Below are 17,019 nucleotides of genomic sequence, written 5' to 3'. Positions count from 1 at the left end.
GCCCTTGGGGAGTGCTACGAGGAAGCGCCAGCTGACGCGGTACCAGACCCCGCCGACGCGGAGGCAGTGCCCGCATCGGTGGTGGATGCGGCAGGCTTGCCGACGTCGGAGGATGCACCCGCCGTGGAGGCGGACTGCTTTCCGTATTCGGACACATACCAGCCACCGCCCTTCAGGACGAAGGTGGTGTTGGACATGATGCGTTCGGCGTGGCCACCGCACACCGGGCAGGTGTGCTCGGTCTCGTCGAACGTCCTGAGCCACTCCTCGAAGACCTGCTCACAGTCGTTGCAACGATACTCGTAGATGGGCATGCCATCCTCCTTGGAACGGAATGATGCGCGAAAGTAAACAGCGGATTTCGCGTTGTCAAACACGAAACCGCTGCTTGGAAAAATGCAGACGTTCCGCCCCGGCGCGAGGGACGGACGACCGGAAAACCGTTCTATGCCTTGGCGGCAGCCTTGGCTTCGCGGATGCGCTGCTTGAGGCGCTGTTCGCGGCGCTGACGACGACGGTCGATTTCCTTCTTGCGTTCGATCTTCTTGTGAGCCATGGGGTATCTCCTCTGAAATTGCGTCTGGGCAAAAAAAGTGCGTATACCGAAAAAAGGCGTTTGTCCAGCCGCACAGCCCGCGCCATGACCGCCTGTCCGTATCAGGCCGGATATCTGGTCATGGCGAGGCTTCACCTTGTCCATCGCATCGGGCGCCACGCCTCGTCACCACGCCTCGTCACCACGTGGGGGCATCCTGGGGATGCGTCCTGTCGTCAGAGTAGCCGGGAAGTCCCTCGGGCATGACTCTCGCCCGTCTACGGCCATCGCTTTTCATGCGAGCGGGTCACGTTGTCACCGGAGTCCCGCCTGTGGTCCTGTCGAAATAGCCGCTGACACCATCCGTGCTGGCGATGTCCGCATCCGGGAATCCCGCGTCGTTGAGCGCAGCGCGCAGCACTGCCGCATCGATACCCCGGCGCAGGTGTCCTGCAGTACCCGTCAGGAGCATATCGCCGGGATGTGGGGACGTACCGCCTGATTCGGCCACCGCTTCGCTTGGCCCCAGCTGCAACAGTACCGGAGCGCCGGGCCGGACGCGCAGCCTGAAGTCGCGCAGTCCCATGTCTTCGAGCGCAGCCTCGGCGCGGGACAGGCGGCGTAGCAGGGGGGCGGAGGGGCGCATGCCGTAGGGCAGCCTCGTCAGCAGGCAGGGGCGCGCCGCCTGTTCCGGCGCAGCAAGCCCCGTGGCGGCCCCTAGAGTGCGGATGTGGGCCTTGTGGATTCCCGCTTCGGCGAGGGGCGAGCGCACCCCGCATTCATGGAGCGCACGCAGTCCCGGACGGTGCGCGGCGAGGTCGTCGGCGTTGGTTCCGTCGCAGAGGGGCGCACAGGCTGCGTCTTCCGGCAGCGCCCGGCGCAAGGCCTGCATGAGGGCGCGTTTGCAGTGGTAGCACCTGTCGGGTGAACCCGATGTCACGGCGGGAATGGGCAGCGGGTCGAACTCGACCAGCATGAGGCGAACCTCCGTCCGCTGTGCCCAGTCTCTGGCCCACAGGGTCTCTCTCGGGGCCACATGCGGCCCGGTGGCATGCAGCGCCACGACCCGGCACCCCGCCCGGAGCGCCATATGGACGAGGAAGCGACTGTCCACGCCGCCGGAAAGGGCGACAGCCAGAACAGGAAGGCCCCCGAGGATGTCCTCGAGGGCCTTGTGGTGCGTCGTTGCGGTCATGGTCGCCGTGCGGCTTCGCTTCGCCCTAGGCGGACGGCAGAAGCTCGACGGGCTGGGTGAGGGTGAACGTGCCCTTCTCGATCCACGACTTGAGCTTGTCGGCAATCTCCAGAGAGATGGAGTAGCTGGTGAGCGGTACGCTCTCAACCTTCTTGCCCATCACCTCCACCTCGCCGCTCTTGAGGTCTTCGTAGCTGACGTGCTGGATGATGCGGGGCAGGCAGTTGGGGTAGTCGTGCCCGTAGTCGCGAACCGGCATCAGGATGTCGGAATCGTCGACACCGGTGAACCACGCGATTTCCTCGTTGAGCACCGGAATGGGGATGCCGATGCCCACCGCCAGCGTGCAGCCGTAGCCGAGGAAGGAGAGGCCTCGCAGGTAGCGGGCGTCCATGCCCTTCAGGTCGCCCTGCACCATGAGCGTGCCCGCCCCGGTGAGGGGAAGCCCCCTGTCGGTGCGCTTGGGCGCGGCGACGTGCTGTGTACCTGCCCCGGTGACATAGCCCGTGCTGCCGCCGAGGAAGATGCGCGTGCCCAGGCCGATGGTGCGGAAATAGGGGTCGTTGAACAGCGGGGAGAGCCTGCCCGCCGTGGCGAAGTTGATGTTACGCATGTTGGGCTTGAGCGGGCCCATGTACGTGTAGATGATGCGACTGGTGAGGTTCACCGCCGCATTGTAGTTCTGGTAGCAGTTGCGGGGGTTCCACAACTGGGCGAAGGGCATCTCCGCCAGCGTTATCTGCTTGTCGAGCGACCTTCTGGGGTAGCAGTCCGTGCCGTAGGCCTCGGCGCGAAGGTGCACGGACTTGCCGCGCACGAGGTCTTCGATGACGTGCCCGCCGCCGTACTTGAAGCGTCCGGGGTAGACCTTGTTCAGGGGGTCGTCCTCGGTCGGTTCAGTGGCTCCGATGTAAGCGTCGACGGCAGCCAGACCCGCATAGGCCGGCACATTGTTGAGCCATACCTTCGACGTCTTGATGGTGGGCGGTTCCTGCTGGCCGATGTTGAAGAGAAGGCCCGAGGAGCACATGGGGGAGAAGGTCCCTGTGGTGACGACGTCCACCTCACGGGCTGCCTTTTCCTTACCCATGCGGCGGACGGCCTCGGTCATCTCCTCTGCGTTGAGGACGACGGCCTTGCCTTGTTTGATCCGCTCGTTGATCTCGGCGATGGTCTTGTTGACCTTGAAGTGTGCCACGGTGCCTCCGTATGTCTTCGCGGCGCGTTGCCGCAGGATGAACCGGGACTATAGGACAAGATGCAACGTCCCACAACACCGGGGCGACGCGGCCGTCGGCGTGAGGTCGTAGAGAGGGGACTCGAGGTGTGCCGGGGGGCTGGAAATGAGCACTCGAGCCTGCAACATCCTGTATTCCCGATGCAAGATGCGAGAAGCGCGAAGGCCATGCCCGTAGCGTCGTCGGGATGGAGACAGCCCTCAGCCTACCCGAGTCGTTCGAGGGCCTCTCGGGCCTTGGTGAAGCCCGGGTCGAGTTCAAGGGCGATGTTCAGGCAGCGTTCGGCATACTCACGCCCCCCTGCCCGCATGAAGACGAGACCGATGTTGTAGGCCATGACCGGGTCGCGGCGGGGTAGCTCTGGATTGATGGTGAGTGCTTTCAGCATGTTGGCGCGTGCTTCGCGGAAGTCGCGTCCTTCGGCACAGGCCATGCCCATGTTGTAGAAGAGGTTCTCGTCCTCCGGTGCCACGCGCAGGGCCTTGTGGTATTCGGTGAGGGCCTCCTGCCACTTCCCCTGCCGCCGCAGGGCGATGCCGAGACGGTTGAAGGTGTCGAGGTCGGAGGCGTCGAGCATGTCGCCCTTGGCGTCGAGGGCACGGCGCAGGAAATGCTCGGCCCGTTGCGGGTCGCGCCCGTTGTAGATGCCTGCGATGCGTCCGGATATGTCCGCTATGTAACTCAGGGCCTCACGGGTGGCCTGCTGCACGGCCGTGTCGAACAGTTCGTCGGCCTTCTCCTGATTGCCCAGTTCAAGGTGGATGGCGCCCATGTCTACTTTGCGCTCCACGTTGAGCGGAGAAAGCTGGTCGAGTCGTTCAAGGTAGCGCAACTGTTCGGTGGGTTCGCCCATCTCGCCATGGATGTCTGCCAGCCGGCGAAGCGGTTCGAGATACAACTCGGCATTGCGGCTGGCCTCTTCGTAGCATTCGCGTGCCTTGTCCAGTTTGCCGAGGTGCTGGTACGCCTCGCCCATGACCAGATATCCCGCCGCACTGCCCGGCTTGAGTTCGAGTATCTGACGGCACAGCTTGATGCCCTGTTCGGGGAGGTTCTGGTGCACGAACTCGCGCGCCTGGTCGATGAGCTGCCCCAGTTTGCCGAGGGGCTTTATGGTGAAGGCCATCTTCTCGATGAGGGTGTTCATCGAGACCGGCTTGGTGATGAAATTGTCGGCCCCCACCTCATGCAGCAGCACAAGCCGGTTTCTCTCGGTCTCTCCGGTGATGACGATGATCTTGAGGTCGGGGTAGGCGCTCTTCAGCTGTCGTACCAGAAGATTGGTGTCGCGCCCTTCGAGGATGCGTTCGAGGAACAGCAGCACCGTCTTGCGGCGCATGGTCACGTTCTTGAGTTCGCGCAGGATGTGGTCTGGGTTGGCGACGGTGCTCATGGCGTCACCGGGGATGGCCAGATGCTTGGTCAGTGTCTGACGCAGCAGGCTGGCGAATTGCGGGTCGTCGCTGGCGACTACGAAATAGCCCTTCCTGTCGCCCGCAAATTCGAGCACGGCGGCCTCATACTGCTTCTGCCGCAGCTTGGCGTTGATATCCGATGCCATGGTTCTCCCGGTGTGTCGTCTGTGGCGGCGCTTCGTCATGCCGTTGCAGATGCGCCGCAATCAGTATGAGGCCTTTCCGACGCAAGTCAATGGAAGTGGATGCTCACCATTCGTGGCTTGAATGGTGCGGCGTTCCGGGGCGCGTCGCTCGGAGACGCCGGGCCTGTGTGAAGGCCGAGGGCGATCGTAACCCGGTTCCGTCAGTTCTTTTCGAGCCGCCCCTGCGCGGCTACGGCGCGTGCCCGTTCCTCAGCCTCTGCCGGGTCTCCCAGATAGCGGTACGACACGGGGCGCAGTGCGGCATCCAGTTCGTACAGGCGGGGCAGCCCGGTGGGGATGTCGAGGCGTGAAACATCCTCGCGGTCAAGCCCGTCAAGATGCATGACAAGGGCGCGCAGGCTGTTGCCGTGGGCCGCCACCAGCACATCGCGCCCCGCCATGAGGTCGGGGGCGATGGCGTCGTACCAGTAGGGGAGTACCCGCGCCACGGTCGCTTCAAGGCTTTCGCCACAGGGAAGGACATCAGGGGGCACATCGGCGTAGCGGGGGTCGTGGACGGGGTGCTTCGGGTCGTCGGGGGCGATGACGGGCGGCGGCACATCGTAGCTGCGCCGCCAGACGAAGACCTGGTCTTCGCCGTGTCGTGCCGCGGTCTCGCGTTTGTCCAGCCCCTGCAGGGCCCCGTAGTGCCGTTCATTGAGACGCCAGTGCTTGCGTACGGGCGTCCAGAGCCTGTCCAGTTCTTGCTGTACAAGATGCAGCGTGCGTATGGCACGGGTCAGCATGGAGGTGTGGCACACGGAGAAGTCGAGCCCTTCATCCCGGATGAGCCGTGCCGCGGCCAGTGCCTCGGCTTCGCCTGCCGGGGAGAGGTCTACGTCCGTCCACCCGGTGAAGCGGTTTTCAAGGTTCCATGCACTCTGCCCGTGTCTGAGAAGGATGAGCCGCGCCATGCCGCCTCCGTGCTGCCGATGGTGTGATGGCACCGCAAGGGACATCCGTCTGCGGCGCTACGGCAAGCATAGCGCATTTCGTAGGTACGTGGAACCGCCAAACGCAGGTTGGCGGCTAGCCCGTGTCGCCGAAGCTGGCGGGTGGGCCATGGAGACGCTACTGGTCGCCGGCTATGATGCCGTATCCCTTGAGCTTGCGGTGGAGGTGGCTGCGTTCCAAGCCGATGCGTTCGGCAAGGCGGCTCACGTTACCGCCGCACTCCTGTAACTGCTCGGCAAGGAAGCGTGTCTCGAAGGCGTTGCGGGCGGCCTTGAAGTCGAGGATGCCGTCGACACCCGTGCCGCAGGTCGCGGTAGCCGATTGCGCTGCCGTGCCCGTCGCGCTGTCTGACGAGGGTGACAGGTCGCGCAGGCATTCGGGGGGCAGGTCTTCCACATCCACCGATTCCCCGGCGTGCAGGATGAGCATCCGCTCCACGAAATTGCGCAGTTCGCGCACGTTGCCGGGCCAGCGGTATCGTAGCAGCACGTCCTGCGCATCGTCCGTGAAGGTCAGGGGGGCGAAGGCGTGGTCACGGCACAGGCGAAGCATGAAGGCGTCCAGAAGCCGGAGGATGTCGTCGCCCCGTTCGCGGAGGGCGGGCAGCGAAAGTGGAAAGACACGCAGGCGGTAGTAGAGGTCTTCGCGGAACGTACCCTGCGCTATCTGCTCTTCGAGATTCTTGTTGGTGGCTGCCACGACCCGGACATCGACACGGATGGTGCGCGTGCCCCCGACCTTCTCGAAGCTCTGTTCCTGCAGGATGCGCAGAATCTTGGCCTGTGTCTTGAGGCTCATGTCGCCGATTTCGTCGAGGAACAGCGTTCCCCTGTGGGCCATCTCGAATTTGCCGGTGCGGGCGCTTTCCGCACCGGTGAAGGCCCCTTTCTCATGGCCGAACAGTTCACTCTCGATGAGTTCTTCGGGAATGGCGGCGCAATTCACCGCCACCAGCGGTCTCGTGGCGCGTTGACTGCCGGCGTGTACGGCGCGGGCGGCAAGTTCCTTGCCTGTGCCGTTCTCACCGGTGATGAGCACCCACGCATCCGTGGGGGCGACGCGGGCAATCTGTTCGCGGATGCGTCGCATGGGGGCCGATTCGCCGATGAGTTCGTCCGCCTTGCTGCCTGCGCCCAGTGAACTGCGCAGTGCCTGATTCTCGCGCCGCAACTCGCGCATTTCGAGGGCGCGTTCGGCGGCGATGACCACCTTCTCCAGTGAGAGGGGTTTCTCGATGAAGTCGTGCGCACCCTTCTTGATGGCGGCGACGGCGGTTTCGATGGTTCCGTGCCCTGATATCATGATGACCGGAAGCGAAGGGGCCGCGGCATGTATGTGCTCCAGCACGGTGAGGCCGTCCATGCCGGGCATCCAGATGTCGAGGAAGACCACGTCGGGGGTGTCGGAGGCGAGGGTGCGCAGTCCGGCCTCTCCGTCGGGGGCTTCCGTCACCTCGTGCCCCTCGTCTTCGAGGATGCCGCGCAGGGAGAAGCGGATGTCGTCTTCGTCGTCGATGATGAGGATGCGGGCGGGCATGGTCTATCCGTTGGGCTGGTCGAAGGTGAAGCCCTCGGCGAAGAGGGACTGGCAGGCGTCGACCACGGCGGCATCGTAACGCGCGCCGCGACCGGACATGATTTCGTCGAAGGCGAGCCCCAACCCGCGCGCGGGGCGGTAGGGGCGGTGCGACGACATGGCCTCGACCACGTCCGCGACGGCGATGATGCGGGCGGCCGGAAGGATGGCGTCGCCTGCGAGCCCGTGCGGGTAGCCGGAACCGTCGAGCCGTTCGTGGTGTTGCAGCACGATGTCGGCCACGGGCCACGGAAAGGATATTTCGCGCAGGATGTCGTGTCCCACCTCGCTGTGCATGCGCATGATGCTCATCTCGAGGTCTGAAAGGCGCGTCGGTTTGGCCAGAATCTCTGACGGGATATGGATTTTGCCGATGTCATGGAGCATGGCGGCCACACGCACGCCTTCGATGGCGTGTGCGCCGAGGTCGAGCCGTGAAGCCAGCGCACAGGCCAGCTGCGCCACTCGTGCCTGATGCCCCGCGGTATAGGGGTCGCGCTTCTCCGAGGTGGCAGCCAGTGCGGATACCGTCTGGCGGAAGGCCCGTTGCAGGTCGTCAAGTGTCGCGTGCAGAGTCTCTTCCGCTCGTCGGCGTTCCGTCACGTCCCGCATGACGAGCACGGCCCCGGCATCGGTTCCATTGGCGTCATGCAGCGGGGAGATGCGTATTTCAACGGGAACACTTCCGGAAGGCGTACCGAGCGTTGCCGCGTCCGAGAAGTGCAGCGGGCCGTAACCCGGCGCCACCAGCGCTGCAGGGTCGGTATAGTCCGTGCGCAGGGCGTCACAAAGGGGTATCGACTGGCCGAATCTGGCGCCCAGGAGTTCTGCGCGGGGCTGGTGGGTGAGCCGTTCGGCCGAATCGTTGCAGTAGGTGATGCGCCCTGCGCCGTCGACGGTCACCACGGCGTCCGGGATGGAGCGCAGGGTGCTGGCGAACCAGCGTTCCTTGGCGCGCAGGTCGTTGTCGACCCTGCTCTTGTAGATGGCCATCTCGATGCAGATGTGCAGTTCCCTGTCTTCGAACGGCTTGAGGATGTAGCCGAAAGGTTCTGTGATCTTGGCCCGGTGCAGGATGTCCGGGGCGGCGTGACCGGTCAGGTAGATGATGGGGGTGTGGGCCTCGGCCCGGATGTGTCCGGCCAGTTCGATGCCGTCCATGGGGCCGTCGAGAACGATGTCCATGAGAACGACATCGGGCGTCCTCTCGTTGAACATGCGCAGGGCCTCTGCACCGTTGGTGGCAAGCCGGGCGGGCGCGTAGCCGAGCCGTTCGAGCCTGTGGCGCACGTCGCAGGCCACGACGGCCTCGTCTTCCACAAGCAGGATGTCATACCGCATGGAGACTCCGGTCAGCGTCGGCGAAGGATGTCTTCGAGTGCCGGGATGGGGGCCGTGTGCGTGAAGGAGAAGCCGCTGGCCAGCAGGCGTTCGGGAGGGGCAACCTGCCCGCGCAGGAGAACCTCTTCGGCCATTTCACCGAGCATCAGTCGTAGCAGTGGGGCCGGTACGCGCGTGAAAGAGGGCCTGTGCAGCACCTTGCCCAGCGCATGGCAGAAGTCGGCCATGGAGATGCACCCCGGTGCAGTGAGGTTGAAGGGCCCTGAAAGGGTGGCGTGGTCGATGAGGTGCACGATGGCACGCACCTCGTCGGAAAGATGTATCCATGCAAAGGGCTGGCGTCCTGTGCCGGGTGGCCCCCCTGCAAAGAGGCGGAAGGGGGGCAGCATCTTGGCAAGCGCACCTCCCTTGCCAAGGACGACACCCGTCCGGAAGACGCAATGCCGGACGCCTTCGGCCACGTCGGACGAAGATGCCTCCCATTGCTGGCATGTCTCGGCAAGGAATCCGGCACCGCACGGGGCGTCTTCGGCGCTGACGGGGGCAGTCAGCATGTCGGACCAGCCGCCATAGTAGCCGACGGCAGACCCCTGGACGACGACATGTGGCGCAGTGGTCGCGCGGTGTGTCGCCTCGGCCAGTGCCCTGCCTGCCTGAACGCGGCTTTCGACGATGCTCCTCTTGACGGCGGGGGTCCAGCGTCCCTCGGCGATGTTGGCACCGACGAGGTTCACGACAGCGTCGGCCCCGTCGATGATGGTGGCCAGCGCATCAGGGTCGAGGCCGTCCCATGCCGCTGCCGTCACGGCAGGCGGCAGGACACGCCCTGCCCGGTCGGGGCTGCGTGTCGGCACGGTCACTTCGTCTCCGCGTGCCACGAGAGCGTCGGCAAGTGCTCTCCCGATAAAACCTGAACCGCCTGCTATGACGATGCGCATGGTCTGTCTCCGTACGTGTTGGGCCAACCACCATTATGCCACAGGCAGTTCCACTGTGACAACGGTACCGCCGCCGGGGGCACCGGCAGCCCTGACATGCCCCCCATGGTCGTTGACGATGGAGCGCACGATGGAGAGGCCGAGACCTGTGCCCCCCTTCTTGCTGGTGAAGTAGGGTTCGAACATGCGCGAGCGTTCTTCAGGTGTGAGCCCCGGCCCGTTGTCGGCAATCTCGACGCGTACGCGCGCCCTTTCCGCGTCATGCGAGGCCTGTACGTTGATGGACGGTGTCGCCGTTCCCTCGAGGGCTTCGATGGCGTTGGTGAGGATGTTGATGAAGGCCCGGTGCAGGGCTTCACCATCCATCCGCACGGGGGGCAGCGCGGGGGCGATATCCACTTGCCACGCGATGCGTGAATGTCCATGCCTGAAAAGACCGGTTACCTCCTCCAGCAGGGGAGTGATGTCACCCGCACGGGGCGTTACCTCCGGAAGCTTCGCGAATGTCGAGAACTCTTGCACCATTTGCTGGAGGTGCTCCACCTGCTTGACGATGAGCGCAGTGCACTGGCCGAACACGGGGTCGTCCACGCGCGGGCCGAACTTGCGTTCGAGGCGTTGTGCCGAAAGCTTGATGGGGGTCAGCGGATTCTTGATCTCGTGGGCGATGCGCCGTGCCACCTCGCGCCATGCCGCCATGCGCTGCATCCGCTCCAGTTCCGAGATGTCCTCGAACACGGCGACGATGCCATCCACACTGCCGTCCACCCCGCGCAGGGCCACGGCATGGACCAGCAGCTTCAGTGCCCTGTCGCTGCCCGACAGGTCCATCTGGCGTTCCCAGTGCATTTCGGGACGTCTGTGCAACTGGGTGAGCATGTCGTCGATGATGTCGAGGTAGGGGCCGTCGAGGAACGCGGCAGGGCGCCTCCCTTTCAGCCTTTCCGAGGGCGTGCCGAGAATGGACGCCGCAGCCTTGTTCACGGTCTGTATGCGGCCCGACGCATCAAGGGAGATGACGCCCGCGGCGATGTTGTCGAGAACGGCTTCGATGTAGGCGTTGCGCCCTGCTATCTCGGCGTTGCTCTGGGCCAGCAGGCGGTTGGCTTCGGTCAGACTCTGGCGGTTGTGTGCAAGGTCGCCCGCCATCTTGTTGAAGGCGCGCACCAGTTGCCCGATTTCATCCTGTGCCGAGTCTTCAAGCCGCACGTCGAGGTCGCCCTTCGCGATGCGGTCGGCCCCGTCCGCAAGAGCGAGAATGGGAGCCGTCAACTCGCGGGACAGGCGCAATCCGAGCCAGAGTGCGCCCAGTACGACCAGCAGGCTGAGGATGCCGAGGATGAGCGTGAACGAGACCTTGAGCGGCCGCTTGAGGTTCTTGAGCGACTTGTACTCCTCGAACCCCTTGGAGATGCGGTCGAGTTTGAGCATGAGCCCCTGGCCGATGCTCTCGGCCACGACGAGGTAGCCTGTGCGTCCGGCATCGATGGCGAGGGCACCGATGACATAGTCCGCCGTGTCGCCAGCCCACAGGAGCGAGCCGAAACGCTGTGCCGCCACATGGTCCCACGCGATGCGCTTGCGCGCCTCATCCCACACGGGCGCGAACTCTGAAGGCGCATGCCAGTTGCGCTCTGCGTGCGCGGGGGTGACGAAACCCACGGCGATGAGACCATACTCTCTCGCCCTGCGGTCGAGAAGCGCATCGGCGGCGGGGCTGCCCCACGGGGTGCGGCGTTCGGCCACTTCGCGGCTGATGAGTTCCGCCCTTGCGCGAAGGCGTGATGCCGAGGCGGTATAGAAGCTCTGGCCCACATCAAGGGCCGCATCCATGGCGTTCTCGGCCTGATTCTTGAACCAGTAGTCGACAGACGTGGCGACGACCCTGTTCGAGGCGAGGAACATGATGACGGTGGGTGCCAGCGAGAGCAGCATGAACATGAGCACAAGCCGTGTACGGAGCTTGGCCCCCGGCACGTTGCGCCTGCGTTCGACCAGCAGCTTGATGCTGTTGCGGACGACGAGAAAGAGAACCACCAGCGAAAGCAGAAGGTTCACGTTGAACAGGGCGAGGAACATCCACGAGTCGACCCCGAAGAAGGTCAGTTCCACCCATGTGGCGACCAGCACCACAAGGACGAGGACACCCGCCGCGATGAGTTCTCGCTGACGGCGACGGCGCTCGCGCGTCAGTTCCTCATGCCTTCGCTGGGCGTCTTCGGTGCCGGTGGGCATGCAGATTGCCTTGTCAGAACGTGAACGACTGCGTGTAGGTGGATTCCGGGACGACATCCCATGACCAGAAGAAGAGCGTCTTCTCGAGCCATGGCGGAACTTGCGTGTGACGCAGGCCGCACGTGAGGGAGACGGTGTAGCTTTCTCCCTGTGCAAGGCTTGCAGCCGGGGCGAGGGGGAGTCGCAACCGTTCGAGGGTCGCATCCATCAGGCGATTGAAGTTGCGGTCGCGCCGGTGGGGCAGGTCGGGTGATGTGGAGAATTCGAATTCACGTGTCAGCGGGTCGTGGCGCATCAGGATTTCCGCCACGACGACCCCCACTTCTTCGGCGGGCATCAGTGTGCGGCTGCGTTTCAAGGTCGCTGCGAGCGTGAGCTTGAGTTGTGCCCCGTCACGCAGAAGGTTTCGCAGCGCTTCACGGTCATCGATATCGACCGCGACCCGCAGAACCATGGTTTCCCCTTCGGTGGCGACAGAGAAGGCGCGCAGTATCAGGCGTTCAGGCTGGGCCGCGATGGCATGCAGTGGCGCGATAAGGCACATGAAGGCCAGAAGAAACAGCGGCAGGGCCGTGCAGAGAGAGGCCCTTTGACGTATGGTGAACCATGAAGGGGACATGCGTGCATCCTGTTACGATTTCGTGCGTAGCTGGTTCTCGCATAGAGCGTCTCGCAAAGCAAGGCGAAGCCCTGTGGGGCGTCTTCCGTATGGAAGGGCTTCTCGCTGGTCGGCCGGGGTGACCCCCCGTGTTCGCGAGGCCGGTGCTGCCGACGGTGTCGCCAGCAAGAACCCCCGCCTTGCGGCGGGGTGCCCACAGGACGCCGCCCCGTGTTGCGGTAGCATGAAGCGGGTACGCGGGCGCGGGGTTGAAGATACGGCCTGTGCTCGCTGGTCGGCAGGGGTGAACCCTGCCTGCTCGCGAGGCCGGTGCTGCCGACGGTGTCGCCAGCAAGACCCCCCGCCTTGCGGCGGGATGCCCACAGGATGCCGCCGCGTGTTGCGGTAGCATGAAGCGGGTACGCGGGCGCGGGGCGGAAGATGCGGCCTGTGCTCGCTGGTCGGCAGGCGTGAACCCTGCCTGCTCGCGAGGCCGGTGCTGCCGACGGTGTCGCCAGCAAGAACCCCCGCCTTGCGGCGGGGGTTCTGTTCTCCATGAGGCTGCTAGTAGATGTCCACCAGCAGGGGGTTCTCTTCGAGGTCTTCGAGGAACTTGTCGGGGCGTTCACGCTGTTCGGGCACGAGGATGTCGGTGTTGACATACTCGCGGTAACCCGTACCGGCGGGGATGAGGCGACCCACGATGACGTTCTCCTTGAGACCGCGCAGGTAGTCCATCTTGCCACGCAGCGAGGCTTCGGTGAGCACCTTGGTGGTCTCCTGGAAGGAGGCTGCCGAGATGAACGACGAGGTGGTCAGCGATGCCTGCGTGATACCGAGAACCAGCGGTTCGGCCGTAGCCGGGGTGCGTCCCTCGCCCATGGCGCGGGTGTTCTCGACGCGGAATTCGCCCTTGTCGACCTGCTCGCCCACGAGGAAGGTCGTTCCGCCCGGATCAAGGACGGTGACCTTCTTCAGCATCTGGCGCACGATGACTTCGATGTGCTTGTCGTCGATGGCAACGCCCTGGAAGCGGTACACTTCCTGGATTTCATCGGTCAGGTAGCGGGCGAGGTACTTCTCGCCGCGGGTGCGCAGGATGTCGTGCAGTTCGGGATGCCCTTCGGTCAGCAGGTCGCCCGCTTCCACGAAGTCGCCGTCGGTGACGGTGATGTGCTTGCCCTTGGGCACGAGGTATTCCTTGGCCTCACCGATTTCGGGGGTGACCACGAGCTTGCGCTTGCCCTTGGTCTCTCCGGCGTAGGTGACGATACCTGCGATTTCGGAGACCACGGCCATGTCCTTGGGCTTGCGGACTTCGAAGAGTTCGGCGACGCGCGGCAGACCGCCGACGATGTCCTTGGTCTTCGAGGTCTCGCGGGGCTTACGGGCGATGATGTCACCGGCCTGCAAGTCCTGCCCGTTCTTGACCATGATGATGGCGCCGACAGGCAGAGAGTACGTGGCGGGGATGTTGTTGCCGCGCATCTTCACTTCGCCGTGTTCGTCGCAGATGGATATCGAGGGCCGGAAGTTGGTGGTACGGTACTCGATGATGGTCTGCGTGGTCATGCGTGTGGCTTCGTCCATCTTCTCCTGGAAGGTCTTGCCTTCCACGATGTCCGAGAACCTGATCACACCGTCCACTTCCGAGACGAAGGGTTCGTTGAAGGGGTCCCATTCGGCCAGAATCTGGCCCTTGCGAATCTCTTCACCCTCCGTCACGAGCAGGCGCGAGCCGTTGGGCAGCGTGTACTTCTCACGCTCACGGCCCTGATCGTCGACGATGGCGAGCTGGCCGCTCTTGCCCATGACCATGTACTGCCCGTCACGGTTGCGGACAGCCTTCACGCGGGACAGGATGACGCGACCGGGGTGCTGCGCCTCGAAGCTCGAACGTTCGATCTCGCGGGACGCCGTACCACCGATGTGGAACGTACGCATGGTGAGCTGCGTGCCGGGTTCGCCGATGGACTGGGCGGCGATGATGCCGACCGTTTCGCCGATGTTGACGATGTGTCCGCGGGCGAGGTCGCGGCCGTAGCACAGGGTGCAGATGCCGCGGTCGCTCTGGCAGGTGAGGGCCGAGCGGATCATCACCGAGCTGACTTCACGTTCCACGAGCACCTTGGCGACGTTCTCGTCGACGAGGGTGTTCTCGGGGAAGAGCAGGTCGCGGGTCTCGGGGTCGTACACGGGGTACAGCAGCACGCGACCAAGGGCACGGTCGGCCAGCGGGATCTTGATCTCGCCGCCTTCCTTGATGTGCGTCAGTTCGATGCCGTCGACGGTGCCGCAGTCGTGTTCGCTGACGATCACGTCCTGCACGACGTCGACGAGTCGACGGGTGAGGTAACCGGAGTTCGCCGTCTTGAGTGCGGTGTCGGCGAGACCCTTACGTGCACCGTGTGTCGAGGTGAAGTACTGGAGCACCGAGAGACCTTCGCGGAAGCTCGAGGTGATCGGGGTCTCGATGATCTCGCCCGAGGGCTTGGCCATCAGACCGCGCATGCCTGCAAGCTGGCGCATCTGGTCCTGGTTGCCTCGCGCGCCGGAGGTGGACATCATGTAGATGGAGTTGAAGCTGCTGTTGGCTTCCTTCGCTCCGGTGCGCGGGTCTTCGACGATGTCGGAGGAGATCTCGCGGATCATCTCGTTGGAGACGTCCTGCGTGGCCTTCGTCCACACGTCGACGACCTTGTTGTACTTTTCCGTACGGGTGATGATACCGTCGCGGTACTGGCGTTCGATGTCGTCCACCTCGTTCTGTGCGGTCTCGATCAGCCCCTTCTTGGTGGAGGGGATGGTGAGGTCCTTCACGGCGATGGTGACACCGGCGCGGGTGGCGTATTCGTAACCCACGTCCTTGAGGCGGTCGCACAGGATGACGGTGGCCTTGGTGCCGGCGTCACGGTAGGCGGTGCTCACGAGGCGGGCGATGTTCTTCTTGGTCAGCGTGGTGTTGACCATGCTGAAGGGCACGCAGTGGGGCAGAAGCTCCCACACGAGGATGCGGCCCACGGTGGTGCGGACGACCTTGCCGTCCTCCATGCGCACGTTGATACGGGCATGCAGGGCGACCACGCCGGCGTCGTAGGCGGCGACCACTTCCCACGGGGCGCAGAACGACATGTTCTCGCCCTTTTCGAAGGAACGGTCGACGGTCATGTAGTACAGACCGAGGACGATGTCCTGCGAAGGCACGATGACGGGCGAACCGTTGGCGGGCGACAGGATGTTGTTGGTGCTCATCATGAGCACGCGGCATTCTATCTGTGCCTCTACGGAGAGGGGCACGTGCACGGCCATCTGGTCACCGTCGAAGTCCGCGTTGTAGGCGGAACACACGAGCGGGTGCAGCTGGATGGCCTTGCCTTCGACCAGCAGCGGTTCGAACGACTGGATGCCCAGACGGTGCAGCGTGGGCGCACGGTTGAGCATGATGGGATATTCGCGCACGACCTCTTCGAGGATGTCCCACACGACCAGTTCTTCACGCTCCACCATCTTCTTGGCGCTCTTGATGGTGGAGGCGAGGCCCCTCTTCTCGAGCTCGGAGTAGATGAAGGGCTTGAACAGTTCGAGGGCCATCTTCTTGGGCAGGCCGCACTGGTGCAGCTTGAGCTTGGGGCCCACGACGATGACCGAACGGCCCGAGTAGTCGACGCGCTTGCCGAGCAGGTTCTGACGGAAGCGGCCCTGCTTGCCCTTGATCATGTCGGAGAGCGACTTGAGCGGACGGCCGTTGGTGCCGGTGATGGCGCGACCACGGCGACCGTTGTCGAACAGGGCGTCGACGGCTTCCTGCAACATGCGCTTTTCGTTGCGGATGATGATGTCGGGCGCGCCCAGTTCCATCAGCCGCTTGAGGCGGTTGTTGCGGTTGATGACGCGGCGGTACAGGTCGTTGAGGTCGGACGTGGCGAAGCGACCGCCGTCGAGGGGCACGAGCGGACGAAGCTCGGGCGGAATGACGGGAATGACTTCCATCACCATCCACTCGGGCTTGTTGTTCGATTCGAGGAACGCCTCGACGATCTTCAGGCGCTTGGTGAGCTTCTTCTTCTTGGTCTGCGACTTGGTGGCCTGCGATTCTTCGCGAAGCTGCACGCGCAGTTCTTCGAGGTTGAGCTCCTCGAGCAGCGAGCGCACGGCTTCGGCGCCCATACCCACGGTGAGGGCGTCCTCGCCGTAGTGGTCGATGACCTGCAGATACTGGTCTTCGGAGATGACCTGCATCTTGGTGAGGTTGGTGCTGCCCGGATCGAGCACGATGTACGAGTCGAAGTACAGCACCTTTTCAAGGTCGGCCATCGTCATGTCCAGAAGGGTGCCGATCTTGGACGGCAGGGTCTTCAGGAACCAGATGTGCGCGACAGGCGCGGCGAGTTCGATGTGGCCCATGCGTTCACGGCGCACCTTCGAGGCGATGACCTCGACGCCGCACTTCTCGCAGACGATGCCACGGTGCTTCATGCGCTTGTACTTGCCGCAGTTGCACTCGTAGTCCTTCACAGGGCCGAATATCTTGGCGCAGAAGAGGCCATCGCGCTCGGGCTTGAACGTACGGTAGTTGATGGTCTCGGGCTTCTTGACCTCGCCGTACGACCACTCGCGGATGTTCTCGGGCGAAGCGATGGTTATCTGAATCGCCTTCAGGTTGCGTATGTTCGCGATGTTGGCCGCCGAGCCCCGGACGGTGAACAGATCGTCTAAGGTCATGTGGTACCCCTACCCGGAAAGGTTGTATTGTCGCGGATTTCATCCGCGTGCGGCGGGGTGCGCCGCAATCCCGGCGGGCATATGCCCG

11 protein-coding genes are annotated in these 17,019 nt (G+C 64.0%); all 11 read right to left on the bottom strand.

The genetic code is table 11. From position 1 onward, the window contains the following. Positions 1-14 precede the first annotated feature (14 nt). A complete protein-coding gene (locus DVU_RS13810; protein WP_010940201.1) occupies positions 15-314 on the bottom strand; it encodes an FmdB family zinc ribbon protein in 300 nt (99 codons plus the stop codon). 528 nt (positions 315-842) lie between these two features. Beyond that, the gene (locus DVU_RS13805; protein ID WP_010940199.1) at positions 843-1,730 is read right to left on the bottom strand and encodes an adenine nucleotide alpha-hydrolase family protein; all 888 of its coding nucleotides are present in this window, start codon (positions 1,728-1,730) and stop codon (positions 843-845) included. A gap of 25 nt (positions 1,731-1,755) precedes the next feature. Then, the gene (locus DVU_RS13800; RefSeq protein ID WP_010940198.1) at positions 1,756-2,928 is read right to left on the bottom strand and encodes a homocysteine biosynthesis protein; all 1,173 of its coding nucleotides are present in this window, start codon (positions 2,926-2,928) and stop codon (positions 1,756-1,758) included. 245 nt (positions 2,929-3,173) lie between these two features. Beyond that, entirely contained in the window at positions 3,174-4,529 is a 1,356-nt protein-coding gene (locus tag DVU_RS13795; RefSeq protein ID WP_010940197.1) for a response regulator, read from the bottom strand. Positions 4,530-4,729: 200 nt separating this feature from the next. Continuing rightward, positions 4,730-5,482, bottom strand: coding sequence for a 2,3-diphosphoglycerate-dependent phosphoglycerate mutase (gpmA, locus tag DVU_RS13790; RefSeq protein WP_010940195.1), 753 nt, complete (start codon positions 5,480-5,482; stop codon positions 4,730-4,732). A 157-nt stretch (positions 5,483-5,639) separates the two neighbouring features. Continuing rightward, positions 5,640-7,058: a sigma-54-dependent transcriptional regulator gene (locus DVU_RS13785; RefSeq protein WP_010940194.1), complete on the bottom strand. Its 1,419-nt coding sequence runs from the start codon at positions 7,056-7,058 to the stop codon at positions 5,640-5,642. A gap of 3 nt (positions 7,059-7,061) precedes the next feature. Beyond that, entirely contained in the window at positions 7,062-8,438 is a 1,377-nt protein-coding gene (locus DVU_RS13780; protein WP_010940193.1) for an HD domain-containing phosphohydrolase, read from the bottom strand. Between the two features lie 11 nt (positions 8,439-8,449). Further along, entirely contained in the window at positions 8,450-9,376 is a 927-nt protein-coding gene (locus DVU_RS13775; protein ID WP_010940192.1) for a TIGR01777 family oxidoreductase, read from the bottom strand. 33 nt (positions 9,377-9,409) lie between these two features. Then, complete coding sequence (locus DVU_RS13770; protein ID WP_010940191.1) at positions 9,410-11,611, bottom strand: sensor histidine kinase; 2,202 nt, start codon at positions 11,609-11,611, stop codon at positions 9,410-9,412. Positions 11,612-11,624: 13 nt separating this feature from the next. Beyond that, the gene (locus tag DVU_RS13765) at positions 11,625-12,230 is read right to left on the bottom strand and encodes a DUF4390 domain-containing protein (protein WP_011791612.1); all 606 of its coding nucleotides are present in this window, start codon (positions 12,228-12,230) and stop codon (positions 11,625-11,627) included. A gap of 543 nt (positions 12,231-12,773) precedes the next feature. Continuing rightward, positions 12,774-16,931: a DNA-directed RNA polymerase subunit beta' gene (gene rpoC, locus DVU_RS13760; protein WP_010940189.1), complete on the bottom strand. Its 4,158-nt coding sequence runs from the start codon at positions 16,929-16,931 to the stop codon at positions 12,774-12,776. Between the last annotated feature and the right edge of the window lie 88 nt (positions 16,932-17,019).

Origin of the sequence: Nitratidesulfovibrio vulgaris str. Hildenborough (assembly GCF_000195755.1) — a bacterium.
GTDB classification, from domain to species: Bacteria; Desulfobacterota; Desulfovibrionia; order Desulfovibrionales; family Desulfovibrionaceae; genus Nitratidesulfovibrio; species Nitratidesulfovibrio vulgaris.
This window is presented reverse-complemented; position numbering and strand designations above follow the sequence as displayed.

Coding starts and splice junctions, on each gene's coding strand:
- DVU_RS13795 (WP_010940197.1), bottom strand. CDS start 4,529: ATGGCATCGGATATCAACGCCAAGCTGCGGCAGAAGCAGTATGAGGCC.
- gpmA (WP_010940195.1), bottom strand. CDS start 5,482: ATGGCGCGGCTCATCCTTCTCAGACACGGGCAGAGTGCATGGAACCTT.
- DVU_RS13810 (WP_010940201.1), bottom strand. CDS start 314: ATGCCCATCTACGAGTATCGTTGCAACGACTGTGAGCAGGTCTTCGAG.
- DVU_RS13765 (WP_011791612.1), bottom strand. CDS start 12,230: ATGTCCCCTTCATGGTTCACCATACGTCAAAGGGCCTCTCTCTGCACG.
- DVU_RS13780 (WP_010940193.1), bottom strand. CDS start 8,438: ATGCGGTATGACATCCTGCTTGTGGAAGACGAGGCCGTCGTGGCCTGC.
- DVU_RS13770 (WP_010940191.1), bottom strand. CDS start 11,611: ATGCCCACCGGCACCGAAGACGCCCAGCGAAGGCATGAGGAACTGACG.
- DVU_RS13775 (WP_010940192.1), bottom strand. CDS start 9,376: ATGCGCATCGTCATAGCAGGCGGTTCAGGTTTTATCGGGAGAGCACTT.
- DVU_RS13785 (WP_010940194.1), bottom strand. CDS start 7,058: ATGCCCGCCCGCATCCTCATCATCGACGACGAAGACGACATCCGCTTC.
- DVU_RS13805 (WP_010940199.1), bottom strand. CDS start 1,730: ATGACCGCAACGACGCACCACAAGGCCCTCGAGGACATCCTCGGGGGC.
- rpoC (WP_010940189.1), bottom strand. CDS start 16,931: ATGACCTTAGACGATCTGTTCACCGTCCGGGGCTCGGCGGCCAACATC.